At 64.2% G+C, this 25,062-nt stretch carries 23 protein-coding genes; 1 reads left to right on the top strand and 22 read right to left on the bottom strand.

Going from position 1 to position 25,062, the window contains the following annotated elements; all coding sequences use genetic code 11:
• Positions 1-25 precede the first annotated feature (25 nt).
• The 17 genes from atpD to ACNQQL_RS15165 all read right to left on the bottom strand — a co-directional run bounded on the left by atpD (position 26) and on the right by ACNQQL_RS15165 (position 18,683).
• Positions 26-1,420: a F0F1 ATP synthase subunit beta gene (gene atpD, locus ACNQQL_RS15245; protein WP_034183838.1), complete on the bottom strand. Its 1,395-nt coding sequence runs from the start codon at positions 1,418-1,420 to the stop codon at positions 26-28.
• Between the two features lie 65 nt (positions 1,421-1,485).
• Positions 1,486-2,361 (bottom strand): F0F1 ATP synthase subunit gamma, encoded by an 876-nt coding sequence (atpG, locus tag ACNQQL_RS15240; RefSeq protein WP_034183837.1) that lies wholly within the window; start codon positions 2,359-2,361, stop codon positions 1,486-1,488.
• 69 nt (positions 2,362-2,430) lie between these two features.
• Complete coding sequence (gene atpA, locus ACNQQL_RS15235) at positions 2,431-3,972, bottom strand: F0F1 ATP synthase subunit alpha (RefSeq protein ID WP_034183836.1); 1,542 nt, start codon at positions 3,970-3,972, stop codon at positions 2,431-2,433.
• Positions 3,973-4,016: 44 nt separating this feature from the next.
• Positions 4,017-4,556 (bottom strand): F0F1 ATP synthase subunit delta, encoded by a 540-nt coding sequence (locus tag ACNQQL_RS15230; RefSeq protein ID WP_006751768.1) that lies wholly within the window; start codon positions 4,554-4,556, stop codon positions 4,017-4,019.
• 2 nt (positions 4,557-4,558) lie between these two features.
• Entirely contained in the window at positions 4,559-5,029 is a 471-nt protein-coding gene (locus ACNQQL_RS15225) for a F0F1 ATP synthase subunit B (protein WP_021160443.1), read from the bottom strand.
• Between the two features lie 129 nt (positions 5,030-5,158).
• Positions 5,159-5,431: a F0F1 ATP synthase subunit C gene (gene atpE, locus ACNQQL_RS15220; RefSeq protein WP_021160442.1), complete on the bottom strand. Its 273-nt coding sequence runs from the start codon at positions 5,429-5,431 to the stop codon at positions 5,159-5,161.
• A 75-nt stretch (positions 5,432-5,506) separates the two neighbouring features.
• Complete coding sequence (gene atpB, locus ACNQQL_RS15215) at positions 5,507-6,358, bottom strand: F0F1 ATP synthase subunit A (protein WP_034183834.1); 852 nt, start codon at positions 6,356-6,358, stop codon at positions 5,507-5,509.
• A gap of 109 nt (positions 6,359-6,467) precedes the next feature.
• Positions 6,468-6,992, bottom strand: coding sequence for an ATP synthase subunit I (locus tag ACNQQL_RS15210; RefSeq protein WP_072442667.1), 525 nt, complete (start codon positions 6,990-6,992; stop codon positions 6,468-6,470).
• 557 nt (positions 6,993-7,549) lie between these two features.
• On the bottom strand, positions 7,550-8,680 hold the full coding sequence (locus ACNQQL_RS15205) for an SLC13 family permease (RefSeq protein ID WP_347064582.1): 1,131 nt from the start codon (positions 8,678-8,680) through the stop codon (positions 7,550-7,552).
• 10 nt (positions 8,681-8,690) lie between these two features.
• On the bottom strand, positions 8,691-9,584 hold the full coding sequence (locus ACNQQL_RS15200; RefSeq protein ID WP_347064581.1) for a ParB/RepB/Spo0J family partition protein: 894 nt from the start codon (positions 9,582-9,584) through the stop codon (positions 8,691-8,693).
• Positions 9,585-9,615: 31 nt separating this feature from the next.
• Positions 9,616-10,395: a ParA family protein gene (locus tag ACNQQL_RS15195; RefSeq protein ID WP_347064580.1), complete on the bottom strand. Its 780-nt coding sequence runs from the start codon at positions 10,393-10,395 to the stop codon at positions 9,616-9,618.
• 50 nt (positions 10,396-10,445) lie between these two features.
• Complete coding sequence (rsmG, locus tag ACNQQL_RS15190) at positions 10,446-11,132, bottom strand: 16S rRNA (guanine(527)-N(7))-methyltransferase RsmG (protein ID WP_347064579.1); 687 nt, start codon at positions 11,130-11,132, stop codon at positions 10,446-10,448.
• Positions 11,129-13,099: a tRNA uridine-5-carboxymethylaminomethyl(34) synthesis enzyme MnmG gene (gene mnmG, locus ACNQQL_RS15185; RefSeq protein ID WP_072442662.1), complete on the bottom strand. Its 1,971-nt coding sequence runs from the start codon at positions 13,097-13,099 to the stop codon at positions 11,129-11,131. The genes rsmG and mnmG overlap by 4 nt, the downstream gene beginning before the upstream one ends.
• Before the next feature lie 626 nt (positions 13,100-13,725).
• Positions 13,726-14,481 carry an ABC transporter ATP-binding protein gene (locus ACNQQL_RS15180; protein WP_347064578.1) on the bottom strand — a complete coding sequence of 252 codons (756 nt, stop codon included), beginning with the start codon at positions 14,479-14,481 and terminating at the stop codon, positions 13,726-13,728.
• The gene (locus ACNQQL_RS15175) at positions 14,481-16,265 is read right to left on the bottom strand and encodes a branched-chain amino acid ABC transporter ATP-binding protein/permease (protein ID WP_347064577.1); all 1,785 of its coding nucleotides are present in this window, start codon (positions 16,263-16,265) and stop codon (positions 14,481-14,483) included. Before ACNQQL_RS15175 ends, ACNQQL_RS15180 begins: the two co-directional genes overlap by 1 nt.
• A 4-nt stretch (positions 16,266-16,269) precedes the next feature.
• Positions 16,270-17,325 carry a branched-chain amino acid ABC transporter permease gene (locus tag ACNQQL_RS15170; protein WP_347064576.1) on the bottom strand — a complete coding sequence of 352 codons (1,056 nt, stop codon included), beginning with the start codon at positions 17,323-17,325 and terminating at the stop codon, positions 16,270-16,272.
• Between the two features lie 200 nt (positions 17,326-17,525).
• Positions 17,526-18,683 (bottom strand): ABC transporter substrate-binding protein, encoded by a 1,158-nt coding sequence (locus tag ACNQQL_RS15165; protein WP_347064575.1) that lies wholly within the window; start codon positions 18,681-18,683, stop codon positions 17,526-17,528.
• Positions 18,684-18,913: 230 nt separating this feature from the next.
• Between ACNQQL_RS15165 and ACNQQL_RS15160 the strand changes: the two genes are divergently transcribed.
• Positions 18,914-19,312: a hypothetical protein gene (locus ACNQQL_RS15160; RefSeq protein ID WP_347064574.1), complete on the top strand. Its 399-nt coding sequence runs from the start codon at positions 18,914-18,916 to the stop codon at positions 19,310-19,312.
• A gap of 492 nt (positions 19,313-19,804) precedes the next feature.
• On the opposite strand, the gene ACNQQL_RS15155 is transcribed toward ACNQQL_RS15160, so the two are convergent.
• The 5 genes from ACNQQL_RS15155 to ACNQQL_RS15135 all read right to left on the bottom strand — a co-directional run bounded on the left by ACNQQL_RS15155 (position 19,805) and on the right by ACNQQL_RS15135 (position 24,619).
• A complete protein-coding gene (locus ACNQQL_RS15155; protein WP_072442717.1) occupies positions 19,805-20,779 on the bottom strand; it encodes a branched-chain amino acid ABC transporter permease in 975 nt (324 codons plus the stop codon).
• On the bottom strand, positions 20,779-21,663 hold the full coding sequence (locus ACNQQL_RS15150) for a branched-chain amino acid ABC transporter permease (RefSeq protein WP_072442653.1): 885 nt from the start codon (positions 21,661-21,663) through the stop codon (positions 20,779-20,781). Before ACNQQL_RS15150 ends, ACNQQL_RS15155 begins: the two co-directional genes overlap by 1 nt.
• 147 nt (positions 21,664-21,810) lie before the next feature.
• The gene (locus ACNQQL_RS15145; protein WP_347064573.1) at positions 21,811-23,010 is read right to left on the bottom strand and encodes an ABC transporter substrate-binding protein; all 1,200 of its coding nucleotides are present in this window, start codon (positions 23,008-23,010) and stop codon (positions 21,811-21,813) included.
• A 77-nt stretch (positions 23,011-23,087) separates the two neighbouring features.
• Entirely contained in the window at positions 23,088-23,843 is a 756-nt protein-coding gene (locus ACNQQL_RS15140) for an ABC transporter ATP-binding protein (protein ID WP_347064572.1), read from the bottom strand.
• Positions 23,840-24,619: an ABC transporter ATP-binding protein gene (locus ACNQQL_RS15135; protein WP_006477266.1), complete on the bottom strand. Its 780-nt coding sequence runs from the start codon at positions 24,617-24,619 to the stop codon at positions 23,840-23,842. Before ACNQQL_RS15135 ends, ACNQQL_RS15140 begins: the two co-directional genes overlap by 4 nt.
• Between the last annotated feature and the right edge of the window lie 443 nt (positions 24,620-25,062).

Below are 25,062 nucleotides of genomic sequence, written 5' to 3'. Positions count from 1 at the left end.
CACCAGCTTGCTACCACTCAGACCTTTACTGGATCTTCTTGGCCTTCTCGAAGGCTTCGTCGATCGTGCCGACCATGTAGAACGCCTGTTCCGGCAGGTGGTCGCACTCGCCGTCGACGATCATCTTGAAGCCGCGGATCGTTTCCTTCAGCGGCACGTACTTGCCCGGCGAGCCCGTGAACACTTCAGCGACGTGGAACGGCTGCGACAGGAAACGCTGGATCTTACGTGCGCGCGCGACCGACAGCTTGTCTTCCGGCGACAGTTCGTCCATGCCCAGAATCGCGATGATGTCGCGCAGTTCCTTGTAGCGCTGCAGCGTCTGCTGAACGCGACGGGTGATCGAGTAGTGCTCTTCACCGATCACGTTCGGGTCGATCTGGCGCGACGTCGAGTCGAGCGGGTCGACCGCCGGGTAGATACCCAGCGAAGCGATGTCACGCGACAGAACGACGGTTGCGTCAAGGTGGCCGAAGGTCGTAGCCGGCGACGGGTCGGTCAAGTCGTCCGCAGGGACGTACACGGCCTGGACCGACGTGATCGAGCCCTTCTTGGTCGACGTGATGCGCTCTTGCAGCTTGCCCATTTCTTCAGCCAGCGTCGGCTGATAGCCCACTGCCGACGGCATACGGCCGAGCAGTGCCGACACTTCGGTACCGGCCAGCGTGAAACGGTAGATGTTGTCGACGAAGAACAGCACGTCGAGGCCTTCGTCACGGAAGTGCTCGGCCATCGTCAGGCCGGTCAGCGCGACGCGCAGACGGTTGCCCGGCGGCTCGTTCATCTGGCCGTACACCAGCGCGACCTTGTCGAGAACGTTCGAGTCCTTCATTTCGTGGTAGAAGTCGTTCCCTTCACGGGTACGCTCGCCCACGCCCGCGAACACGGAGTAACCGCCGTGTTCCTTCGCGATGTTGTTGATGAGCTCCATCATGTTGACGGTCTTGCCCACGCCGGCACCGCCGAACAGGCCAACCTTGCCGCCCTTTGCGAACGGGCAGATCAGGTCGATGACCTTGATACCCGTTTCGAGCAGTTCGGTCGACGGCGACAGTTCGTCGAACGCCGGAGCCTTCTGGTGGATCGAGCGCGTGTGTTCGCTCACGATCGGGCCGGCTTCGTCGATCGGACGGCCGAGCACGTCCATGATCCGGCCGAGGGTCGGCTTGCCGACCGGCACCGAGATCGGATTTGCCGTGTTCTTCACGGTCAGACCGCGGCGCAGGCCGTCGGATGCACCCAGACAAATGGTGCGGACCACGCCGTCGCCCAGCTGCTGCTGGACTTCGAGCGTCAGTTCCGAGCCATCGAGAATAAGCGCGTCGTAGATCTTCGGCATGCTGTCGCGCGGGAATTCCACGTCGATAACGGCGCCGATGCACTGTACGATCTTGCCTTCTACCAAAGCAGCAGTACTCATCGCTTTTCCTTTAAATACCTGATTCTTTACTCGCGCAAAGGCGCAGTTGTCGTCCGGGCGCGCGCTTAAACAGCGGCTGCGCCGCCGACGATCTCCGACAGTTCTTTCGTAATCGCGGCCTGACGGCTCTTGTTGTACACGAGCTGCAATTCGCTGATCACCGTCTTCGCGTTGTCGGACGCGGCCTTCATCGCGACCATCCGCGCCGATTGCTCGGACGCCATGTTCTCCGCGACGGCCTGGTACACCAGCGCCTCGACGTAACGCACGAGCAGTTCGTCGACGACTGCCTGCGCGTCCGGCTCGTAGATGTAGTCCCACGACGTGGCCGGCGTACCGTCATCGGCCTCGAAGTGCTCCGACGACAGCGGCAGCAGCTGCTCGATCACGGCTTCCTGCTTCATCGTGTTGACGAAGCGCGTGTAAGCGATATAAACCGCCGACAGCTTGCCTTCCGAGTACAGGTCGAGCTGCGTCTTCACCGCGCCGATCAGCTTGTCCAGATGCGGGGTGTCGCCGAGGTGCACGACCTGCGACATCACCTTCGCGCCGAAGCGGTTCAGGAACCCGAGGCCCTTGCTACCGATCGCGGTGGCTTCGACCTTCTGGCCCTTCTCTTCCAGCTCCTTGAACTTCTGCACCGTCGCACGCAGCACGTTGGTGTTCAGACCACCGCACAGACCCTTGTCCGTCGTGACGAGGATGATGCCGGCCGTGTTCGTGCCGTCGTTCGCCACCATGAACGGGTGGCGGTACTCCGGGTTCGCACGGCTCATGTGCGCGGCGATGGCACGGACCTTGTCCGCGTACGGACGAGCAGCGCGCATGCGTTCCTGCGCGCGGCGCATCTTCGATGCGGCCACCATCTCCATCGCCTTCGTGATCTTGCGCGTGTTCTGCACGCTCTTGATCTTGCCGCGAATTTCCTTCATTCCAGCCATAGCTTGCTCCTTGACCGAAGCGGCGCGGGCGCATCAGCACCCGCGCGGCCTCAGTGTGTCACTCGCGGATCAATAGGCACCGGACTTCTTGAAGGATTCGATCGCCGAGCGCAGTGCGCCTTCGTCGTCCTTCGAGAGATCCTTGGTGTCTTCGATGCGCTTGATGAGGTCAGCGTTGCTGGTCTTCAGGCTTTCGCGCAGGCCCTTCTCGAACGGCAGCACTTGCTTCACGTCGAGGTCGTCGAGGTAGCCGTTGTTCGCGGCGTACAGCGACACGGCCAGTTCCCACACCTGCAGCGGCTGGTACTGCGGCTGCTTCAGCAGTTCCGTCACGCGGCGGCCGCGCTCGAGCTGCTTGCGGGTCGCTTCGTCGAGGTCGGATGCGAACTGCGCGAATGCGGCCAGTTCACGGTACTGCGCGAGGTCGGTACGGATACCGCCCGACAGCTTCTTCACGACCTTCGTCTGAGCGGCGCCACCGACTCGCGACACCGACACGCCGGCGTTGATTGCTGGGCGGATGCCTGCGTTGAACAGGTCGGTTTCCAGGAAGATCTGGCCGTCGGTAATCGAGATCACGTTCGTCGGAACGAACGCGGTCACGTCGCCTGCCTGCGTTTCGATGACCGGCAATGCCGTCAGCGAACCGCTCTTGCCCTTCACTTCGCCGTTCGTGAACTTCTCGACGTACTCTTCCGACACGCGAGCCGCACGCTCCAGCAGACGCGAGTGCAGATAGAACACGTCGCCCGGGTACGCTTCACGGCCCGGCGGGCGGCGCAGCAGCAGCGAGATCTGACGGTATGCCCAAGCCTGCTTGGTCAAGTCGTCATAAATGATCAGCGCGTCCTGGCCGCGGTCGCGGAAGTATTCGCCCATCGTGCAGCCGGCGTACGGTGCCAGATACTGCATTGCTGCGGAATCCGATGCCGTGGCGGCGACGACGATCGTGTATTCCATCGCGCCCGTTTCTTCGAGCTTGCGAACCACGTTCATGATCGACGAAGCCTTCTGGCCGATCGCGACGTAGATACAGATCAGGTCCTTGCCCTTCTGGTTGATGATCGCGTCGAGCGCCACCGCGGTCTTGCCGCACTGACGGTCGCCGATGATCAGCTCACGCTGGCCACGGCCGATCGGCACCATCGCGTCGATCGACTTGATGCCCGTCTGCACCGGCTGCGACACCGACTTGCGCCAGATCACGCCCGGGGCGATCTTTTCGATCGCGTCGGTCAGCTTCGCGTTGACCGGGCCCTTGCCGTCGATCGGGTTGCCGAGCGCATCGACCACGCGGCCGACGAGTTCCGGGCCGACCGGGACTTCCAGAATGCGACCCGTCGTCTTGACGACGTCGCCTTCCGAGATGTGTTCGTATTCGCCGAGAATCACCGCGCCGACCGAGTCGCGCTCGAGGTTCAGCGCGAGGCCGAACGTGTTGCCCGGAAACTCGAGCATTTCGCCCTGCATCACGTCCGACAGGCCGTGGATACGCACGATACCGTCGGTCACGGAGATCACGGTGCCCTGGTTGCGAACGTCTGCGCTCGCTTCAAGGCCCTGGATCCGGCTCTTGATCAGCTCGCTGATCTCAGAGGGATTGAGTTGCATTATTCGCTCCTGATAGTCAATTCTGTTGCGTGCCGGCGTGGCGCTCAGGCGGTCAAGGCAGCCTGCATCGATGCGAGGCGCGCGCGAACCGAGGTGTCGAGCACTTCGTCGCCGACCGTCACGCGCACGCCGCCGATCAGCGACGAATCGACTTCGACCGTCGGTTTCAGCTTGCGCTTGAACTTGCGTTCGAGGCCCGAGACGAGACTTTCGAGATCCGCGCCGTTCAGCGGAAACGCGCTCACGATCTCGGCGTCGGCAGCACCTTCACGTTCGTTCTTGAGCGCCTCGAACTGCTCGGCGATTTCCGGCAGCAGCGCGATGCGATGATTGTCGACCAGCATCTGCACGAGGTTCTTCGCTTCGGCGCCGGCCGCGAGCGGCGACTTCACCGCAGCAAGCAGCAGCTCGGCTACTTGCGTGCGCGTCACCTTCGGGCTCGACGCGACCGACAGTACTTCCGGCAGATGCGCAACCTGGGCCAGCTCTTGCACGAGCGTGGACCAGGCGGCGATGTCACCGCCCTCGGCCACGCGGAACAGCGCTTCTGCGTAAGGGCGGGCGATGGTTGCAAGTTCGGCCATGATCAGAGCTCGGCTTTCAGTTGATTCAGCAGTTGGGCGTGGGCCGTTTGATCGACTTCGCGCTTCAGGATCTGCTCGGCGCCCTTCACGGCCAGCGTAGCGACTTCGCCACGCAGCGCTTCGCGCGCCTTCACGATTTGCTGTTCTGCTTCCGCCTTCGCCTGGGCGACGATGCGGGCGGCTTCAGCCTGGGCGTTGGCCTTGATTTCCTCGGCGACCGCCTGCGCACGCTTTTCAGCGTCGGCGATGCGCTGCTGGCCGTCGTTGCGGGCCTGCGCGAGTTCCTGGTCCACGCGCTTGTGCGCTGCGTCGAGTTCCGCCTTGCCCTTCTCCGCGGCGGCGAGGCCGTCGGCGATCTTCTTCGAACGTTCGTCGAGGGCGTTGATCAACGGCGGCCACACGAACTTCATCGTGAACCACGCGAGGACCAGGAACACGACCATTTGCGCAAACAGAGTTGCGTTGAGATTCACGGTGTTTCCTTATCTGCTATTCCGGAAAAATGAAACGGTAAGGCGCTCATCGAGTTGCATTCGATCAGCGCCCCAAGTCTCCGTTCCGCCCTGCGCCGGCTTGCGCCGGACGCATATTTCCGAGGAACCTTAGCCTGCGACGAGCTTCGACAGGAGCGGGTTCGCGAACGCGAACAGCATTGCGACACCAACGCCGATCAGGAATGCAGCGTCGATCAGACCAGCCAGCAGGAACATCTTCGTTTGCAGCGGGTTGATGAGTTCCGGCTGACGTGCGCAGGCTTCGATGTACTTGCCACCCATCAGCGCGATACCGATACAGGCGCCGATTGCACCCAGGCCGATGATGATGCCGATACCGATGGCGGTCAGACCCTGGATGTTGGCGATGTAAGCTTGCATGATCACTCCTTTGTGAAAAGACTTGGAACTGAGATTTAAAAAACTAAAACGAAGACTCTTTCTTGCACGCCGCGCTTAGTGCGTGTCGTGCGCCTGGCCGAGATACACCAGCGTCAGCATCATGAAAATGAATGCCTGCAACAGAACAATCAGGATGTGGAAGATTGCCCAGACGCTACCCGCGATCACGTGACCAACGAAGCCGAGGAACGTTGCGTCGCCACCGAAGCTCCACATGCTGCCGAGCAGGGCGATCAACAGGAACAACAGCTCACCCGCGTACATGTTGCCGAACAACCGCATACCGAGGGAGACGGTCTTCGCGAGATATTCGACGATGTTGAGCGCGAGGTTCGGGATCCACAGCAGCGGGTGGGCACCGAACGGGGCCGACAGCAGCTCATGCACGAAGCCGCCCGCGCCCTTGATCTTGATGCTGTAGTAGATCATCAGGACGAACACGCCGAGCGCGATGCCGAGCGTGCCGTTCAGGTCGGCCGTCGGGACGATGCGATGGTGGGAAATCACGTCCGACAGACCGAGCAGGCCGATGACGCGGCCCGGCAGGTCGACCGGGAGGAAGTCGAGCGAGTTCATCAGCGCGACCCAAACGAACACCGTGAGGGCGAGCGGAGCGATGAAGGTGCGATTGCCGTGGACGATGGCCTTCGACTGGTCTTCGACCATTTCGACGAGCATCTCGATCGCGCACTGGAAACGGCCCGGCACGCCCGACGTCGCCTTGCGGGCGGCCAGACGCAGCAGGAGGATCGTCACGATGCCGCATACGATCGACCAGAACAGCGTGTCGAGATTCCAGACGTGGATGTCGAAAATCGACGTCTGATGCGAGGTGGAGAAATTCTGCAAGTGGTGCGCAATGTACTCGGACGGATCCGGACCGCGCGTGCCTTCGCTAGCTGCCATATCGTTAATGCCACCCAAATTGTCGAAAATCGTTTTGCCTGTTCCGCAACACGCTATTGCGGGAACGGGCCGGTGCGGTTCGTTGTCGAAACCGCACGCTGCTTGTTGCTTACCGCCAGGCCAGCGCGATCCAGTACGTCTTCAGCACGACGAGGTACGTGACGAGGAACGGCACCCAGTGCACGCCGGCCCAGCCGAACGCCACTGCTGCGAACATCCCGATCGTCAGGCCGAGCTTCAGGGCTTCGCCCATCACCCAGCTCATCACGGTGGCCGAACCACCTGCCTTCAGTCGTGCCACGAACAGCGCACTTGGTACCCAGCCGATCGCTCCACCCAGAAACGCGGATTGCGCAGCGGCGCCCGGCGACTTCGAAAACAGCCACCACGCCAGCGTTGCAACCAGGGACAAGACCACTTGCGCGAACACCACCTTGTAGGGGGTCACGCGCGAGGGCTTGCTCACGTCCGGACCGAACAGCCTCTCGGCTTCTGCCCGTGTGAGCGGAACGATATTGTTATCTTGCTGCTCGGCATCCCAGTCATCGTCGGATTCGCGCCGCTCGCCGGCCGCCGAAGCGGTGCGTTGCGTGCGCTGATCATCGTGCCTGTCGTCCGGCGCCTGACCCGCCATCGCAATCTTCCGCAAAATCCTTGAATCCGGCCCCAAGCTTTCCGAAAGCTTTCAGGGGTGCCTAGCTAACAAATCCGGGCGATTGTAAGCGATAGTTGCAAGTGATTCAAGGCTTTAGACGCGACAAAAACCTGCATAAAACGACGCCTCATCATGTGAAAAACACGCGATTCGACGACGTACGATGACAGTTGTAAGGTCAAATTTTTGCCCCGGCATTTCTTGCTCGAAAAATGTCCGGTGACGGTGGATGGCGTGGAAGCGATGCCCGACGCGGGATCGAACGAAACGGCACGATCGCCGCCGAAAATCCGCTGTGATGCAACTGCCCGGAACGACTCGGCGCGACATCCCCGGACAAGCAAAACACTGCGGCCAGTCAGCCGCACCCGATACACGCAATTCGATCGGATGCCGGCGCATCGAACCATCCAGTCAGTTGTCGCGCCACCACAGACGATCGACTGCGAATCGCCGCACTTATCAACAGCCTCGCAACCATCGCGAACGCTGTGCACCCTCCCCGCCTCTCGAACCGCACACCTGTGCCGCAACGCTCAACCGTGCACGAGCAGCCACGCGCCGAGTACCGCGCTCACGAGCGCGAACGGAATCGAGACCAGGTGGAACGGCAGCCACATGCGCGGCTCCTTCGCGAGACGCACCGCGATCAGGTTCGCGAGCGAACCGATCGCGAAACCGAAGCCGCCGACCGATACGCCGAACGCGAGCGCGCGCCAGTCGTGCGTGAATTCCGATAGCAGGATAGCGGCCGGCACGTTGCTGATCCCCTGCGACAGGACGGCGCCGGCCGCAAATACGCGCAGCGGCGAATCGAGGCGCGCATGCGCAATCGCGTCGTGCACGACGGGCAGCGCAGCCGCGCTGCGCAGCACCACGAACATCAGTACGAAGATCAGCAGCAGCAGCCAGTCGATCTTCAGGACTGCGTCACGTTTTACGACGAACAGCACGATCGCGACCGCAACCAGACCCGGCAGCGGATGGTGCGCATCGGCGAGCAGCACGAATGCCGCGAACAGCACCGCGGCGATCAGCGCGTGCATGCGCTGCACGGGCAATGCGACGACGTCGCCGGACAGGTCGAGCGGTTTCGCGCGAAACGCGCACGCGGTCAGCGCGAGCAGCAGCGCCATCAGCGCGATCGCGAGCGGCCCGAGCGTGACCACGAAGCGGCCGAACGACATGCCGCTCAATTGCCACAGGAAAAGATTCTGAGGATTGCCGAGCGGCGTCGCGACGGACCCCGCATTGACGGCCAGCGCGACGACGATCACGAGCCGCCGGAACGGCAGCGGCGTCAGCGTACGCAGCGACACCATCAACGGCACGACGACGAACAGCGCGACGTCGTTGGTCAGCCACATCGACAGCGCTGCCGCGAACACGACGAGCAACATCGCGAGCCCGCGCTCGGAATGCACGTGATGCACGATGCGGTGCGCGAGCCACATCAGGCAGCCGGACAACTCGAGCGCCTTGGTCAGCATCAGCAGGCCCGCGAGCGTCGCGACCGTCTGCCAGTCGACTCGACCGGCGAGTACGGAAAATGGTTGCGGACGCACCCATTGCAGCACGAGCAGGCCAAGCACGAGCACCGATAGCACGGGCTCCTGCACAAGCCATCCGAGCCACCGGCGCGGCGCCGGTGCGCCCGTCTCCTTCATCGTCAACTCGTTACTCTTCGGTCGCTACGTTGCCGCGCAGCCGCGCGAGAATGCCCTCGAGCGCGTCGAGGTTGCCGAAGTCGATCATCACCTGCCCTCGCCCGCGGCGGCCGAGCTTGATCTTCACCGTCGACGCGAGCAGGTCAGACAACTCCTCCTCGAGACGGCGCGTGTCGCGGCCGCCGTCGTCCTTCGCGCGCGCCTTCACGGCCGGCACTTCCTTCGTCGTATGTGCGACGAGCTTCTCGGTTTCGCGCACCGACATGCGCTTGTTGACGACCTGATGGGCGAGCGTGATCTGCGTTGCCGCGTCGACGGCGAGCAGCGCGCGCGCGTGCCCCATGTCGAGATCGCCGGCCAGCAGCATCGTCTGCACCGGCGAAGCGAGGTTCAGCAGGCGCAGCAGGTTCGACACCGCGCTGCGCGAACGGCCGACCGATTCGGCCGCCTGTTCATGCGTGAAACCGAACTCGTCGAGCAGGCGCTGGATGCCGTGCGCCTCTTCAAGCGGGTTCAGATCCTCGCGCTGGATGTTTTCGATCAGCGCCATCGCCGCGGCGGCCTGATCGGACACATCCTTCACGAGCACCGGCACTTCGTCGAGGCCTGCCAGGCGCGCCGCGCGGAAACGCCGCTCGCCCGCGATGATCTCGTATTTGTCTGATGAAATGGGCCGTACCAGGATCGGCTGCATCACGCCCTGCGCGCGAATGCTTGCCGCCAGCTCCTGCAGGCTGCCTTCGTCCATCCGCGTCCGCGGCTGGTACTTGCCGGCCTGCAGCTTGCCGAGCGCGAGCGTGTTCGGCGCCCCTTCGATCTTCACCGCTTCAGTGATATCGGCGCTGCCGCCGAGCAGCGCTTCGAGGCCACGTCCCAAGCCCTTCTTCTTTGGTACCGCGTTCATGTCTTTCTTCCTCGCTTCGCTCATGTCCGGATCACGACACCTCGAACGCGCGAACGCGTTCGATCATCTCGGCACCGAACTGGATATACGCCTGCGCACCACGCGAGTTGCGGTCGAACACGACGCCCGGCAGCCCGTAACTCGGCGCTTCCGCCAGGCGCACGTTGCGCGGAATTACCGCGTCGAACACCTTGTCGCCGAAGTGCGCTTTCAGTTGATCGGAGACTTGCTGCTGCAGCGTGATGCGCGGATCGAACATCACGCGCAGCAAGCCGATGATCTTCAGGTCGCGGTTCATGTTCGCGTGAACCTGCTTGATCGTGTTGACGAGGTCCGACAGCCCTTCCAGCGCGAAGTACTCGCACTGCATCGGGATCACGACGCCGTGCGCCGCGCACAGCCCGTTCAGCGTCAGCAGCGACAGCGTCGGCGGGCAATCGATCAGCACGAAGTCGTAGTCATCGGCCACGTGCTCGAGCGCGGCCTTCAGCCGGCGCTCGCGGTTGTCGATGCTGATCAGTTCGATCTCGGCACCGGACAGCTCGCGGTTCGCGGGCAGCACGTCGTAGGTGACGCCTTCGGGACGCACGCGTGCATCGGTCACCGACACGCCGTCGATCAGCACCTCGTACACGGTCGATTCGCACGCGGCCTTGTCGATCCCGCTGCCCATCGTCGCGTTGCCTTGCGGGTCGAGATCGATCAGCAGGACTCGTTGCTCCTGCGCTGCAAGGCTTGCGGCGAGATTGACCGATGTCGTCGTCTTGCCGACGCCCCCCTTCTGGTTCGCAACGCAGAAGATCTTTGCCATCGTTGGTGTGTTCCCTTTACCTTCAAACAAACGGCGCGTACCGCGCGCCTTCATTTCGCTTCGTCGACGGCCACTTCGATCAGATGCCGCTCGGCATCGAGCATCGGCACCGCCAGCCGCATCGTCTGCTTCACACGGCTGCCTTCCGGCAACCGTGCAATCTCGTCGTCCGGGTGTACGCCCTTCATTGCCCAGATCGATCCGCCCGGCGCAACCAGATGTCGAGCAAGTTTAACGAAGTCGGACAGATCAGCGAAGGCGCGGGATACGATCATGTCGAATTTTTCCGGCACTTCGACGCCCGGCTGCAGCGATTCGACTCGCCCGGTGACCACCGACAGGTTCGCGAGCTTCAGCTCCGCGCGCATCTGCGTCTGGAATGCCGACTTCTTCTGCACGATATCGTTCAGCGTGACCTGCCAGTCCGGCTCGACGATCGCCAGCACGATCCCGGGCAACCCGCCGCCAGAGCCGACGTCGAGCACGCGGGCCGACGCACGGCCACGCAGATGCGGGACGATCGAAAGCGAATCGAGGATGTGCTGAATCAGCATCTGCTTCGGGTCGCGAATCGCGGTCAGGTTGTAGACCGCGTTCCACTTGCCGAGCAGCGCGACATAGTCGAGCAACTGGTTGCGTTGTGCATCCGTGAGTGCAAGGTCGAGCGCCGTCGTGCCGTCGACGAGCATCCCTTCCAGTATGTCCCGATTAACCGCCGGCGCGCGACGCGCCGTCATTGTTGCGTCGGGACGGCGCCGTCCCCCTGCTCCGTTGCCTCTGCGGCAGTGCCATTACGGCGGCCCAGGCCGCGGCGCTTCAGGTGCACCATCAGCAGCGAGATCGCCGCCGGCGTGACGCCCGAAATGCGCGACGCCTGCCCGATCGTTTCCGGCCGGAACTCGTTGAGCTTCTGGCTCACCTCGAACGACAGGCCACGAACTTCGCGGTAATCGATACCGTCCGGCAGACGCGTGTTCTCGTTCGCGTCGTTACGTTCGATCTCGGACGCCTGGCGCTCGATATAACCCTGATACTTGATGCCGATCTCGACCTGCTCCTTGATCTGTTCGAGCAGCACCGAATCGTCGGTCAACGGCTCGGCCGGGCCGCATTCGCCGCCTTTCAGGCCGCACACGCCGTCGTAGCTGACGCCCGGACGGCGCAGCAACTCGGCGAGGCTGTATTCGTGATCGATCGCCTTGCCGAGCAGCGCGGTCGCCTCTTCCGGCGGCAGCGTCTTCGGCGTGACCCACGTCGACTTCAGGCGTTCGGTTTCACGTGAAACAGCGTCGCGTTTCCGGCTGAATGCGTCCCAACGCACGTCGTCGACGAGGCCCAGTTCGCGGCCGATCTCGGTCAAGCGCATGTCGGCGTTGTCTTCACGCAGGCTCAAGCGATATTCGGCGCGGCTCGTGAACATCCGGTACGGCTCGGCCACACCGCGCGTCACGAGATCATCGACCAGCACGCCAAGGTATGCCTGGTCGCGGCGCGGGCACCATGCGTCCTTCTCCTGCACGTAGCGGCCCGCATTGAGGCCGGCCAGCAGGCCTTGCGCGGCCGCTTCTTCATAGCCGGTCGTGCCGTTGATCTGGCCCGCAAAGAACAGCCCGTTGATCGCCTTCGTCTCGAGCGATGCCTTCAGCGCGCGCGGGTCGAAGTAGTCGTACTCGATCGCGTAGCCGGGGCGCAGGATATGCGCGTTCTCGAGGCCGCGCATCGAGTGCACGAGCTCGAGCTGGACGTCGAACGGAAGGCTCGTCGAGATCCCGTTCGGGTAGAACTCGTTGGTCGTCAGCCCTTCCGGCTCGAGGAAGATCTGGTGAGATTCCTTCGATGCGAACCGATGGATCTTGTCCTCGATCGACGGACAATAACGCGGCCCTACGCCTTCGATCACGCCTGTATACATAGGCGAACGGTCGAGGCCGCCGCGAATGATGTCGTGCGTGCGCTCGTTCGTATGCGTGACCCAGCACGGCAACTGCTGCGGATGCTGCTCCGCGCGGCCCAGGAACGAGAACACGGGGATCGGATCGAGGTCGCCCGGCTGCTCGTCCAGCTTCGAGAAGTCGATCGTTCGGCCGTCGATACGCGGCGGCGTACCGGTCTTCAGGCGGCCCTGCGGCAGCTTCAGCTCCTTCAGGCGCGACGACAGCGACACGGCCGCCGGATCGCCCGCGCGACCGCCCGTGTAGTTGTTCAGGCCGACGTGGATCTTGCCGTCGAGGAACGTACCGGCCGTCAGCACGACTGCGCGAGCACGGAAGCGGATGCCGATTTGCGTGACGGCGCCCACCACGCGGTCGCCTTCGACCATCAGGTCGTCGACGGCCTGCTGGAACAGCCACAGGTTCGGCTGATTCTCGAGCCGGTGGCGGATCGCGGCCTTGTACAGGATGCGGTCGGCCTGCGCACGCGTCGCACGCACGGCCGGGCCTTTCGACGAATTGAGGATCCGGAACTGAATACCGCTCTCGTCCGTCGCGGCGGCCATCGCGCCGCCCAGCGCGTCGACTTCCTTGACCAGATGGCCCTTGCCAATGCCGCCGATCGACGGATTGCAGCTCATCTGCCCGAGCGTTTCGATGTTGTGGGTCAGCAGCAGCGTCTTCGCGCCCATCCGGGCGGACGCCAGCGCCGCTTCCGTGCCGGCGTGACCGCCACCGACGACGATGACGTCAAATTCTGTGGGAAAAAGCATGGTGGATTCCGTACGCAGGGCTGCGCACGAACCTATCAGAGAAATGTATGGGCCGAATTATAGCGGGTTCGCTTTTCACTCGAAGGCCGTCCGAATGGTAGGGTCTGTTCATTTCGTCGTTTTTTTCGGCTGCGGCTGGGTGAATTCGTGGGGGCGTGCCTTCTCTAGCAAGGCTCCCGGCCGGGATGGCGCACATCGTCGTGGCTGTGCAAAAAATAGATCAGCGGGGAAATGGCCCGTAGAGGACAGACCGACATCGACTCCTGTGGCCGATATGACAGCCTTGGCGCCAGATCCTGTGCCCCCGCCTCCTCACAGACTTCCCTGTTGTTGGTCCGGCACTTATCCCCGAGATTCGGCACATCGTCAGCCTGTGCAGAGATCCATGCACCACGAATCCAGCCTGTGGAACACGCGGCCATCCACTCCCGAACGAGACGCAGGATCGTCACCCGCTCTGTGGACACGTTACCCACCGCCGCCACACAGAACTTCCGACTATTCCCCAGATACTTATCCCCTGGCCGCGAACCACCGGCCATCGAGACATTGCTCCAACCCCACAAACAAAAACGGCGTGTTTCACGTGAAACACGCCGCCCGTTTCCCGCCAACCGCCGCGACTATCAAGCCGTCTTCTTCGCCAACCCGAGGTACGTTTCGATCACGCGCGGATTCTGCGCAAGTTCGGCCGCCGGCCCTTCCAGCGCAAACTCGCCCGTCTCCAGCACATAACCGTAGTCGGAGATCTGCAACGCGGCCCGTGCGTTCTGCTCGATCAGCAGCGTCGCAACGCCCGTACCACGCAACGCACTGATGATATGAAAGATCTCCTTCACGATCAGCGGCGCGAGCCCAAGGCTCGGCTCGTCGAGCATCAGCAGGTCGGGCTTGCCCATCAGTGCGCGGCCGACCGCGAGCATCTGCCGCTCGCCGCCTGACAGCGTGCCGGCCGCCTGTTTGCGCCGCTCCCTCAGCCGCGGAAACAGCGCGAACACGTGATCGAGCTGGTCGAGGAAGTTCGACTCACCTGCCTGCCTGCGCCGATACGCGCCCAGCACGAGGTTGTCCTCGACCGTCATCGTGCTGAACAGCTCGCGCTTTTCCGGTACAAGGCACATCCCGCGCGCGACGCGCTGCTCGACCGGCAACGCGCCGACGTCGTTGCCGCGATACACGACCGCGCCCGACGCATGCCCGGTCACCGGAAGCGCGCCCATGATCGCGTTCAGCAGCGTCGATTTGCCTGCGCCGTTCGGGCCGATCACGCTGACGATCTGCCCGGCACCGACCTTGATCGCCGCGCCGTGCAGCGCCTCCACTTTCCCGTACCGGACTGCCAGCCCGCGCACGTCGAGAATCGGCATCGTCGTGTCCGTCATCACTCCACCCCGCCCAGATACGCTTCGAGCACCGCCGGATCCTGCTGCACGTCCTGCGGCAGCCCTTCCGCGATCCGCGTGCCGAATTCCATCACCACCAGCCGGTCGGTGAGGTTCATCACGAAATCCATGTCATGTTCCACGAGCAACACGCTCATGCCTTCCGCCTTCAACCGCCGCAACAGGTCGGCGAGCTGCTGCTTCTCCTGGTAACGCAGCCCGGCGGCCGGCTCGTCGAGCAGCAGCAGCGTCGGGTCGCAGCACAGTGCACGCGCGATTTCGAGAATCCGCTGCTGGCCGAGCGCAAGGCTGCCCGCTTCGTCGTACATGTGCTTTTCAAGCCCGACGCGGCGGATCTGGCGTGCGGCTTCGGCCAGCAACTGCGCTTCCTCGTGTGCATTGAGCCGCGCCACGCTGCGCCAGACACCGGTATGTCCGCGCAGATGCGCGCCGATCGCGACGTTCTCGAGCACCGTCATCGCCGGCAGCAGCTTCACGTGCTGGAACGTGCGACCGATGCCGCGCCGGACGATCTGGCGCGACGTGAGCCCGTCAATGCGCTCGCCGCGGAACGTGATTGCACCGCCTGTCGGCTTCAGCACGCCCGTCACGAGGTTGAACGTGGTCGACTTGCCGGCGCCGTTCGGGCCGATCAGCCCAATGATCTGCCCTGCTTTCACGTCGAAGCTGACGTCGTTGACGGCCACGAGCCCGCCGAACTGCTTGCGTGCGTTGTCGACGACGAGCAGCGGCTCGCCGGCCGCTGGCTTCGCGCGCTGCGGCAACGGATCGGCATGCTCGGGCACATGTGCGCGCGGCCCGCGCGGGAACAGCCTCGCGACGAATGGCCATACGCCCTGGCGCGCGTACTGCTGCAGCAGCACCATCAGCACGCCGAACACGATGATCTCGAAGTTGCCTTCCGAGCCGAGCAGCTTCGGCAGCAGCGTCTGCAGGTAGTCCTGCAGCACGGTGAGGATTGCCGCGCCGAGTACCGCGCCCCAGACATGCGACACGCCGCCCACCACGGCCATGAACAGGAATTCGATCCCGTGGTTCAGGCCGAACGGGGTCGGGTTCACTGCGCGCTGCAGGTGCGCGTACAGAAAGCCCGACACGGCTGCCAGCACGGCCGCATAGACGAAGATCACGACGCGCATCCACGCGGTGTTGACGCCCATCGCCTCGGCCATCACGCCGCCACCGCGCAGCGCGCGGATCGCGCGACCCGGCCGACTGTTCAGCAGGTTCTGTACCGACACGATCGCGGCCAGCACGACGGCCCAGATCAGGAAATACAGGCTGCGGCCGCTGTCGAGGGCGATGCCGAACAGGTTCAGCGCCGGAATCCCGTTGATCCCGTCGTACTTGCCGAGCAGTTCGAGGTTGCCGAACAGGTAGAACAGCGCGAGGCCCCACGCGATCGTGCCGAGCGGCAGGAAGTGCCCGGACAGCCGCATCGTGACCGCGCCGAGCACCAGCGCGACGAGCGCCGTCAGCACGACGCCGACGATCAGCGCGAGCCACGGCGACACACCGTACCGCGTCGTCAGGAACGCGGTCGCATATGCGCCGATGCCGACGAACGCGGCCTGCCCGAAGCTCGTCATCCCGCCGACGCCCGTCAGCAGCACGAGTCCGATCGCGACGATCGCATAGAGGCCGATGTAGTTGAGCAGCGTGATCCAGTACTCGGGCACCTGCAGCGCGCCGGGCAGCACCGGCAGCGCGAACAGCACCACGAGAAACACCCAGAAGGTCTTGTTGCGTACCATCGTCTTCATCGCGTCACTCCTCTTCCTCTTCCGCGTGCGGCGTCACGAAGCTGCGCCACAGCAGCACCGGAATGATCAGCGTGAACACGATCACCTCCTTGTATGCGCTCGCCCAGAACGACGAATACGATTCGAGCACGCCGACGAGCAGCGAGCCGGCGGCCGCGAGCGGATAGCTGACAAGCCCGCCGATGATCGCGCCGACGAAGCCCTTCAGGCCGATCAGGAAGCCCGAGTCGTAGTAGATCGTCGTCAGCGGGCCGACGAGGATCCCGGACAGCACGCCGAGCCCCGCCGCGAACGTGAACGCGAGCCGCCCTGCTTCGGTCGTGCCGATGCCGACGAGCCGCGCGCCGAGCCGGTTCACCGATGTCGCGCGCAGCGCCTTGCCTGCGATCGTGTGGCCGAAGTACACGTAGAGCGCACCGATCAGCACGAGTGCCGTGACGACGACCAGGATGCTCTGCACCGACACCGTCATGCTGCCGATCGACAGCGACGCGTCCGAGAATCCGTTGGTGCGCGAACCTTCCGCGCCGAACATCACGAGCCCGAGGCCGACCATCGCGAAATGGACGGCGACCGATACGATCAGCAGCAGCAGCGTCGTGCCCTCGGCGATCGGCTGGTACACGAGCCGGTAGACGAACGGCCCCATCGGCACGACGATCGCGAGTGTCAGTGCGATCTGCGCGAGCATCGGCATCGGCTGCACGGCAAAACTGCGCGTGATCGCGAACACCGCGAGCGGCAGCAGGATGTAGCGGCTGCCGAGCGTCGCGAGCGTGCGGCCGAGCTGATGGCGACGTTCGCGATGCCGAATCAGGCCGCCGACTTCGAGCAGGAAGCACGCGATGCCCATCACGAACAGCAGCCAGCAGGTGGCGGGGAATTTCTGCGCCTGCAACGCCGCAAGCGTCAGCGCACCGTAGGCGACGAATTCGCCCTGGGGAATGAAGATCACCCGCGTAACGGAAAACACCAGCACGAGCGCCAGCGACAGCAATGCATAAATGGCGCCGGTCGTGATGCCGTCTTGCGCGAGGATCGCCGCAATCGAGAAATCCATACGTGTCTTGTATCGAAAATGCTGCGGAAAAACGGCGACGGGAACGGCCGGTTGCACGGACGGCAAGATCGGTGCGTCAGCGCGCCACGCGGCGAACCCCGGTGGTTCCATGCGGCACGGGCTCGGCCCGTCAGGCCCGGCGCCCTGCCGACGGCGGGCACGGCGCCGTTCGCGCCGCGCACGCCGGTTTCACGTGATGCTTACTCGGCCTGCAGCTTCCACTTGCCGTCGACGATCTGCACCATCACGCGCGCACGCGTGTCGAAGCCGTTGTGATCGGTCGACGTCATGTTGATCACGCCGTGCGACACCGGCAGATCCTTGACGCTTTCGAGCGACGCGCGCAGCGCCTCGCGGAACGCTTCGGTGCCCGGCTGGCCCTTCTTCAGCGCTTCGGGAATCGCGCGCTGCAGCAGCAGCCCCGCATCCCACGCATGGCCGCCGAACGTCGCCAGCGAGCCCGCGCCGTAGGCCTTCTCGTACGCGGCCTTGTAGCCGAGCGCCGGCTTTTTCACCGGGTTCGAATCCGGGAGCTGGTCGGTCACGAGCACCGGGCCGGCCGGCAGGATCTCGCCTTCGCAATCCTTGCCGCACACGCGCAGGAAGTCGTTGTTCGCGACGCCATGCGTCTGGTACACCTTGCCCTTGTAGCCGCGCTCCTTCAGCGTCTTGGCCGGCAGCGCCGCCGGCGTGCCGGAACCGGCGATCAGCATCGCATCCGGATTCGAGCCCATCAGCTTCAGCACCTGCCCCATCACCGATGCATCGGTGCGGTTGAAGCGCTCGTTCGACACGATCTTGAGGCCGTTCTTCTCGGCCGCCGCGCTGAACGTCTTGTACCAGCTGTCGCCGTACGCATCGGCGAAGCCGATGAAGCCGACCGTCTTCACGCCGTGCTTCGCCATGTAGCCGGCGATCGCGTCGGCCATCAGTTGGTCGTTCTGCGGCACCTTGAACATCCACGCGCGCTTCGCGTCCATCGGCGCGATGATCTGCGCGCTCGCCGCGAGCGAGATCGTCGGCGTCTTGCCCTGCGACACCGGGTCGAGCATCGCGAGCGAATTCGGCGTGACGGACGAACCGATGATCGCGTCGACGTGGTCTTCGTCGATCAGCTTGCGCACGTTCTGCACCGCGCGGCTCGTGTCGGACGCATCGTCGAGCACGATGTACTGCACGCTCTTGCCCGCGATTTCCTTCGGCAGCAGCGCGATCGTGTTCTTTTCCGGAATCCCGAGCGACGCGGCCGGCCCGGTGGCCGACAGCGTCACGCCGATCTTCACCTGCGCCGACGCCGTGGCCGCCGCGCACACGAGGCCCGCGGCAAGCACGGCCTCCATCCATCGATTCATCTTCATTTATGTTGTCTCCAAACGCTGCTCGAAAAATCCGCGGGTCGCTCGGGCGGCTCCCGTTTCCCAAACAAGTTAATAATTTAACTATCTCGTCTTGCCGCGCCTACGCTCGTTTTCCCGTGAAACGCCGCCACCCTGGCAGGATCCCGACGGCGCGGCGCATGCGCGTGCGCGTACATCGCGGCCGACACGTTCGTTCGACCGCCACGATGCGCAGCAGCAGTGTCGTCAGGATGAAGAAGGCGAAGAAATGCGGGAGCGAGCGCGCGATCGATGCGCGCGCAACGATTGCCGGAAGGTGCGCCGGCCGGGCTCGGCCCGGCCACGCGCGGCGGCGGCGAAAAATCGGAAAAGCGGCGGTTCATGCCGAAACGGGTGCGAGCGCAACGACCGGCGAAGGCACCATGCCGGCGAATCGCGCAGGAACGCGCGTACCGGCCGCAGGACGGCTCGGAAAGGCCGGGAAGTGCCGATGCGCACCCAATGACGAACGAGCGGCGCCAGCCGCCCTTTCTGCCCCGATCCATCATCCTGCGCTGCTCATCCAACCGTACTCCCTCTTCTGCATTGTGCTTGTAGGAGAACTGCCGACCGATTTTCCCGACCGCGCGGTCGGCGAAAGCCAAGTGTAACGGACGCGTTTCGCGCACGCCAACCGGGTAAGCCCGGACGGCCTGCGCATCGCAACGTGCCATCTGCGACCGGATTGCGGGAAAGGAAAAAAACGGGGGACGCGGCGAAGCGCGGAAAAGGCGCGGTGCGAATGCAAGCGCGGAATATGGCAATTGCGCAGGCCGATGCACCATCGGTGGAAATCCGTGCACGCAAATGAAAAAGCGCTGTTGGATTCCGTCCAACAGCGCTTTGGGGTCCGGGCACTTTGTGCCTCGATTGTCTCCTCGTTCTCCACCTGCAAATTCGTTTCGCGGTGCATCAGAACTGAAATGAATCTTAAAGAGGCTTAAGCACCACGGCAACTTAGCATTTACCCCTATGGTGCATCGCCGCACGAAAATGGGGCACCAGCCTGCCGCGCGGCACCGTCTCGAGCTCGCTGCGACGCTGTTCCGGAGCGCGCCGGATGGTGCTTCGCATCAACGTGCCGCGACGCGCGCGACAAGCGCTCAGGACGCCCTGAGCGGCTTGATCCGCGCGACCATCTCGCCGACGATGCCGCGCCGGAACGCGAGCACGCACGCGATGAAGATCAGCCCGGTGACGATCGTCGTCGATTCGCCGAGCGAATGGAACCACGCGACGCCCGTCGTCGACGCGAGCCATTCGCCGATGTCGCCCAGCCGGTCTTCCAAAGCGACGATCAGCGCCGCGCCCAGCAACGGCCCGAACAGCGTGCCCATCCCGCCGACGAGCGTCATCAGCACGACGAGGCCCGACATCGTCCAGTGCGCATCGGAGAGCGTCTCGAAGCCGAGCACGAGCACCTTCAGCGAGCCGGCCAGCCCCGCGAGCCCGGCCGACAGGATGAACGCGAGCAGCTTGAAGCGGTCGGTGTCGTAGCCGAGCGAGATCGCGCGCGCCTCGTTCTCCTTGATCGCGACCAGCACCTGCCCGAACGGCGAATGGACGACCCGCACGATGAACGCGCACGCGACGACGACCACCGCCAGCACGACGTAGTACAGCGCGACGTCGTTCGACAGGTCGAGCAGCCCGAACAGGTGGCCGCGCGGCACGCCCTGCAGGCCGTCCTCGCCGTGCGTGAACGGCGCCTGCAGGTAGATGAAGTAGACCATCTGCGCGAACGCGAGCGTGATCATCGCGAAGTAGATGCCCTGCCGGCGGATCGCGAACAACCCGACGACGAGCCCGAGCAGCGTCGCGGCGACGGTGCCGACGAGCACGCCGAGCTCCGGCGTGAAACCGAGCGTCTGCATCGAATAGCCGGTCGCGTAGCCGGCGGTCGCGAGGAACATCGCATGGCCGAACGACAGCAGCCCCGTATAGCCGATCAGCAGGTTGAACGCGGCCGCGAACAGCGCGAACGTGAGCACCTTCATCACGAAGACCGGATACGCGCCGATGAACGGCGCGACGAGCAGTGCGGCGAGCAGCACGCCGTAGAGCACTTTTCTCTGCATCATTTTTCCTTGCCGAAGAGGCCCGCCGGGCGGAACAGCAGCACGATCGCCATGATCACGAACACGACGGTGGCCGACGCTTCGGGATAGAACACGCGCGTGAAACCCTCGATCACGCCGAGCATCAGGCCCGTGACGATCGAGCCGAGGATCGAGCCCATCCCGCCGATCACGACCACCGCGAACACGGTGATGATCATCGGCTGGCCCATCAGCGGCGACACCTGGATCACCGGCGCGGCCAGCACGCCCGCGAACGCGGCGAGCGCGACGCCGAAGCCGTAGGTGAGCGTGATCATCATCGGCACGTTCACGCCGAACGCCTCGACGAGCTTCGGGTTCTCGGTGCCCGCGCGCAGGTACGCGCCCAGGCGCGTCTTCTCGATCACGAACCACGTCGCAAGGCACACCGCGAGCGACGCGACGACGACCCACGCGCGGTAATTCGGCAGGAACATGAAGCCGAGATTGGTCGCGCCGGAAAGCTGCGACGGCACGTCGTACGGCTGGCCGGACGATCCGTAGATCGAGCGGAACACGCCCTCGACGACGAGCGTCAGGCCGAACGTCAGCAGCAGCCCGTACAGGTGATCGAGCTTGTACAGCCAGCGCAGCATCGAGCGCTCGATCGCGATCCCGAACGCGCCGACGACCAGCGGCGCCAGCAAGAGCATCGCCCAGTACGGCAGCCCGAGGTACGTCAGCCCCATCCACGCGAGCATCGCGCCCAGCATGAACAGCGCGCCATGCGCGAAGTTGATCACGTTGAGCAGCCCGAAGATCACCGCGAGCCCGAGGCTCAGGATCGCGTAGAACGAGCCGTTGACGAGCCCGAGCAACAACTGGCTCAGCATCGCCGGCAACGGAATGCCAAAGATTTCCATCGAATCTGCCGCCTGTCAGAATGAGGTTCGTTGCGCGCGCAACCGTCAGGCGCTGCGCGCGCATGCGGCGCACGGCAGGTGCGTGCCCGGCGCACCGCCCGGCCCGCCGCCGTGGCACGCATCAGGCCGCGCGCCACGGCGCGCCGCTTACTTCCACATCGCGCAGCGCGTTTCCTGCTTGGTCGTGAACGCCTGTTCGCCCGGAATCGTCGTGAGCACCTTGTAGTAGTCCCACGGCTCCTTCGATTCGGACGGCTTCTTCACCTCCATCAGGTACATGTCGTGGATCATGCTGCCGTCCGCACGGATGTAGCCCTTCGCGTAGAAGTCGTTGACCTTCGCCTTCTTCAGCTCGGCCATCACCTTGTCGGAGTCGGTCGTGCCGGCAGCCTGGACGGCCTTCAGGTAGGTCGTCACCGACGAGTAGTCGGCCGCCTGCAGGCTCGACGGCATCTTCTTCATCTTGCCGAAGTAGCGCTGCGCCCACTGGCGCGATGCCGCATCGCGGTTCCAGTACCAGCTGTCGGTCAGCACGAGGCCCTGCGTCGTCTCGAGGCCGAGGCTGTGCACGTCGTTGATGAACATCAGCAGCGCGGCGAGCTTCATCGTCTTCGTGATGCCGAATTCCTTCGCGGCCTTGATTGCGTTGATCGTGTCGCCGCCCGCGTTCGCGAGGCCGAGGATCTGCGCCTTCGACGACTGCGCCTGCAACAGGAACGACGAGAAGTCCGACGCCGACAGCGGGTGCCGCACGTAGCCGAGCACCTGGCCGCCGTTCGCCTTCACGACATCCGACGTGTTCTTCTCGAGCGCCTTGCCGAACGCGTAGTCGGCGGTCAGGAAGAACCACGACTTGCCGCCCTGCTTCACCACCGCCGAACCGGTGCCCTTCGCGAGCGCCATCGTGTCGTACGCGTAGTGGATCGTGTACGGCGTGCACTGCTCGTTGGTCAGCGTGTCGGCGCCCGCGCCGATGTTGATGTAGACCTTCTTCTTCTCGGCCGCGACCTGGTTCATCGACAGCGCGGTGGCCGAGTTCGTGCCGCCGACCAGCAGGTCGAGCCCGCCGCGGTCCATCCATTCACGTGCCTTCGATGCGGCGATGTCGGCCTTGTTCTGGTGATCGGCATAGACGACCTCGATCGGCTTGCCGAGCACCTTGCCGCCGAAATCGGCGACCGCCATGCGGATCGCCTCGAGGCCGCCCTGCCCGTCGATATCCGCGTAAAGCCCCGACATGTCGGTGATGAAGCCGATCTTCACGGTATCCGCGGCATGCGCGGCGCCGGCGGTGAGTGCGGCGGTCGCGAGCGCGAAACAAGCGTGTGCGAGGGTCTTCATTTTCATTGACGTCTCCTGTTGTTCTGATGCGTTGTGGTTATTCGAGGGCCGCCACGGCTAGCGGCAAGGCAAACGGGGCGGCGTCACACCCCGAGCAGGTCGTGAAGGATCGGCATCTTGCCTTCCAGTTCGGATGCACGGAAATGCTCGACGATGCGGCCATGCTCCATCACGTAGAAGCGGTCGGCGAGCGGCGCGGCAAAGCGGAAATTCTGTTCGACCATCACGACCGTGTAGCCGCGCGCCTTCAACGCGACGATCATCCGCGCAAGCGCCTGCACGATCACCGGCGCGAGGCCTTCGGAAATCTCGTCGAGCAGCAGCAGGTTCGCGCCGGTGCGCAGGATCCGCGCGACCGCGAGCATCTGCTGCTCGCCGCCGGACAGCCGCGTGCCCTGGCTCTGCCGGCGCGACGCGAGGTTCGGGAACATCGCGTAGATCTCGTCGAGCGACATCGCATGCTCGCGCGACCCGATCGGCGGCGGCAGCATCAGGTTCTCCTCGCACGACAGGCTCGAGAAGATTCCACGCTCCTCCGGGCAGTAGCCGATGCCGAAATGCGCGATGCGGTGCGTCGCGAGGCCGATCGTCTCGTTGCCCGCGACCTTGATCGACCCGCTGCGGCGCCCCGTGAGGCCCATGATCGCGCGCAGCGTCGTCGTGCGGCCCGCGCCGTTGCGGCCGAGCAGCGTGACGACCTCGCCGCGATGCACCGTCAAGTCGACACCGTGCAATATGTGGGATTCCCCGTACCAGGCCTCCAGGCCCGTGATCTCCAGCGCGGGCGTACCGCTCTCGACGCCGCTCAATTCGCGTTCCTCCCGTTCGCTGTGCTTCATGCGTGCGCCCCCGCGAGCGCCGCATCGGCGCTGCCCATGTACGCCTCGATGACGAGCGGATTCTTCGACACTTCCGCGTACGAGCCTTCGGCCAGCACCTCGCCGCGTTGCAGAACGGTGATCGTGTCGGAGATGCCCGCGATCACGTTCATGTTGTGCTCGACCATCAGGATCGTGCGGCCGCTCGCGACCTTCTTGATCAGCGCGGTCACCCGGTCGACGTCCTCGTGGCCCATCCCCTGCGTGGGCTCGTCGAGCAGCATCAGTTCGGGTTCCATCGCGAGCGTCGTCGCGATCTCGAGCGCACGCTTGCGGCCGTACGCGAGTTCGACGGTCGGCACGTGCGCGAAATCGGTGAGGCCGACCTGCGTGAGGAGATCCATCGCGCGATCGTCGAGCCGCTTCAGCGTGCGTTCGCTGCGCCAGAAGTGGAATTCGGTGCCGAGCGCGCGCTGCAGGCCGATGCGCACGTTCTGCAGCGCGGTCAGGTGCGGGAACACGGCCGAGATCTGGAACGAGCGGATGATGCCGCGCCGTGCCACCTGCGCAGGCCGCTCGTCGGTGATGTCGATCCCGTTGAAGACGATCTGGCCGGCCGTCGGTGTCAGGAACTTGGTGAGGAGGTTGAAGCAGGTCGTCTTGCCCGCGCCGTTCGGCCCGATCAGCGCATGAATCGCGCCGCGCCGCACACGCAGGTTGACGCCGTTCACGGCGGTGAAACCCCTGAATTCCTTCGTCAGTCCGCGTGTTTCCAGAATCGTGTCGCCGAGAATCATGTTCCCTTCCGTACGAAGTCAGGCGAAGCACCGGGAAGCGTGGCGCAAGCGGCCGCGAACAGGTCAGCGGATCAGCCGGCTGCCCCCGGGCGCCGTGGTACGCCTCGAGGGTGGTCTCCCGCGCCGACGCGTATGCACATTGCGCAACATTGTCGCGCCGTTGGTGCAGTGCAATCATCGGGATTTGCACTTATAGGGCTGGCCGCGATGCCGCATGCGGCCATGCACGGTTTTTCGCCACGCTTTTTTGACACGTGCATCATCGGCTGTTGACCGCCCGCACGGCGCGGCACGCGTGCAATTGAAAAAGCAGCGCGGCTCGCATGGATCTTGCCGTTCGAACCGCCGCAACCGGCATGGCCGCTGCAACGGCACGGCAGCTTGTTTCGCATATCGAATCAGTAGGCGCCCGCATGACGGCCCGCTGTCGCGCGTGTCAGCGT

It is taken from the genome of Burkholderia sp. LFS061 (assembly GCF_047978125.1).
GTDB classification, from domain to species: domain Bacteria; phylum Pseudomonadota; class Gammaproteobacteria; order Burkholderiales; family Burkholderiaceae; genus Burkholderia; species Burkholderia pyrrocinia_C.
The sequence above is the reverse complement of the archived record's forward strand: the minus strand, read 5'-3'. Positions and strand labels throughout refer to the sequence as shown.

Coding starts and splice junctions, on each gene's coding strand:
- atpD (WP_034183838.1), bottom strand. CDS start 1,420: ATGAGTACTGCTGCTTTGGTAGAAGGCAAGATCGTACAGTGCATCGGC.
- atpG (WP_034183837.1), bottom strand. CDS start 2,361: ATGGCTGGAATGAAGGAAATTCGCGGCAAGATCAAGAGCGTGCAGAAC.
- atpA (WP_034183836.1), bottom strand. CDS start 3,972: ATGCAACTCAATCCCTCTGAGATCAGCGAGCTGATCAAGAGCCGGATC.
- ACNQQL_RS15230 (WP_006751768.1), bottom strand. CDS start 4,556: ATGGCCGAACTTGCAACCATCGCCCGCCCTTACGCAGAAGCGCTGTTC.
- atpE (WP_021160442.1), bottom strand. CDS start 5,431: ATGCAAGCTTACATCGCCAACATCCAGGGTCTGACCGCCATCGGTATC.
- atpB (WP_034183834.1), bottom strand. CDS start 6,358: ATGGCAGCTAGCGAAGGCACGCGCGGTCCGGATCCGTCCGAGTACATT.
- ACNQQL_RS15210 (WP_072442667.1), bottom strand. CDS start 6,992: ATGGCGGGTCAGGCGCCGGACGACAGGCACGATGATCAGCGCACGCAA.
- ACNQQL_RS15205 (WP_347064582.1), bottom strand. CDS start 8,680: ATGAAGGAGACGGGCGCACCGGCGCCGCGCCGGTGGCTCGGATGGCTT.
- ACNQQL_RS15200 (WP_347064581.1), bottom strand. CDS start 9,584: ATGAACGCGGTACCAAAGAAGAAGGGCTTGGGACGTGGCCTCGAAGCG.
- ACNQQL_RS15195 (WP_347064580.1), bottom strand. CDS start 10,395: ATGGCAAAGATCTTCTGCGTTGCGAACCAGAAGGGGGGCGTCGGCAAG.
- rsmG (WP_347064579.1), bottom strand. CDS start 11,132: ATGACGGCGCGTCGCGCGCCGGCGGTTAATCGGGACATACTGGAAGGG.
- mnmG (WP_072442662.1), bottom strand. CDS start 13,099: ATGCTTTTTCCCACAGAATTTGACGTCATCGTCGTCGGTGGCGGTCAC.
- ACNQQL_RS15180 (WP_347064578.1), bottom strand. CDS start 14,481: ATGACGGACACGACGATGCCGATTCTCGACGTGCGCGGGCTGGCAGTC.
- ACNQQL_RS15175 (WP_347064577.1), bottom strand. CDS start 16,265: ATGAAGACGATGGTACGCAACAAGACCTTCTGGGTGTTTCTCGTGGTG.
- ACNQQL_RS15170 (WP_347064576.1), bottom strand. CDS start 17,325: ATGGATTTCTCGATTGCGGCGATCCTCGCGCAAGACGGCATCACGACC.
- ACNQQL_RS15165 (WP_347064575.1), bottom strand. CDS start 18,683: ATGAAGATGAATCGATGGATGGAGGCCGTGCTTGCCGCGGGCCTCGTG.
- ACNQQL_RS15160 (WP_347064574.1), top strand. CDS start 18,914: ATGAAGAAGGCGAAGAAATGCGGGAGCGAGCGCGCGATCGATGCGCGC.
- ACNQQL_RS15155 (WP_072442717.1), bottom strand. CDS start 20,779: ATGCAGAGAAAAGTGCTCTACGGCGTGCTGCTCGCCGCACTGCTCGTC.
- ACNQQL_RS15150 (WP_072442653.1), bottom strand. CDS start 21,663: ATGGAAATCTTTGGCATTCCGTTGCCGGCGATGCTGAGCCAGTTGTTG.
- ACNQQL_RS15145 (WP_347064573.1), bottom strand. CDS start 23,010: ATGAAAATGAAGACCCTCGCACACGCTTGTTTCGCGCTCGCGACCGCC.
- ACNQQL_RS15140 (WP_347064572.1), bottom strand. CDS start 23,843: ATGAAGCACAGCGAACGGGAGGAACGCGAATTGAGCGGCGTCGAGAGC.
- ACNQQL_RS15135 (WP_006477266.1), bottom strand. CDS start 24,619: ATGATTCTCGGCGACACGATTCTGGAAACACGCGGACTGACGAAGGAA.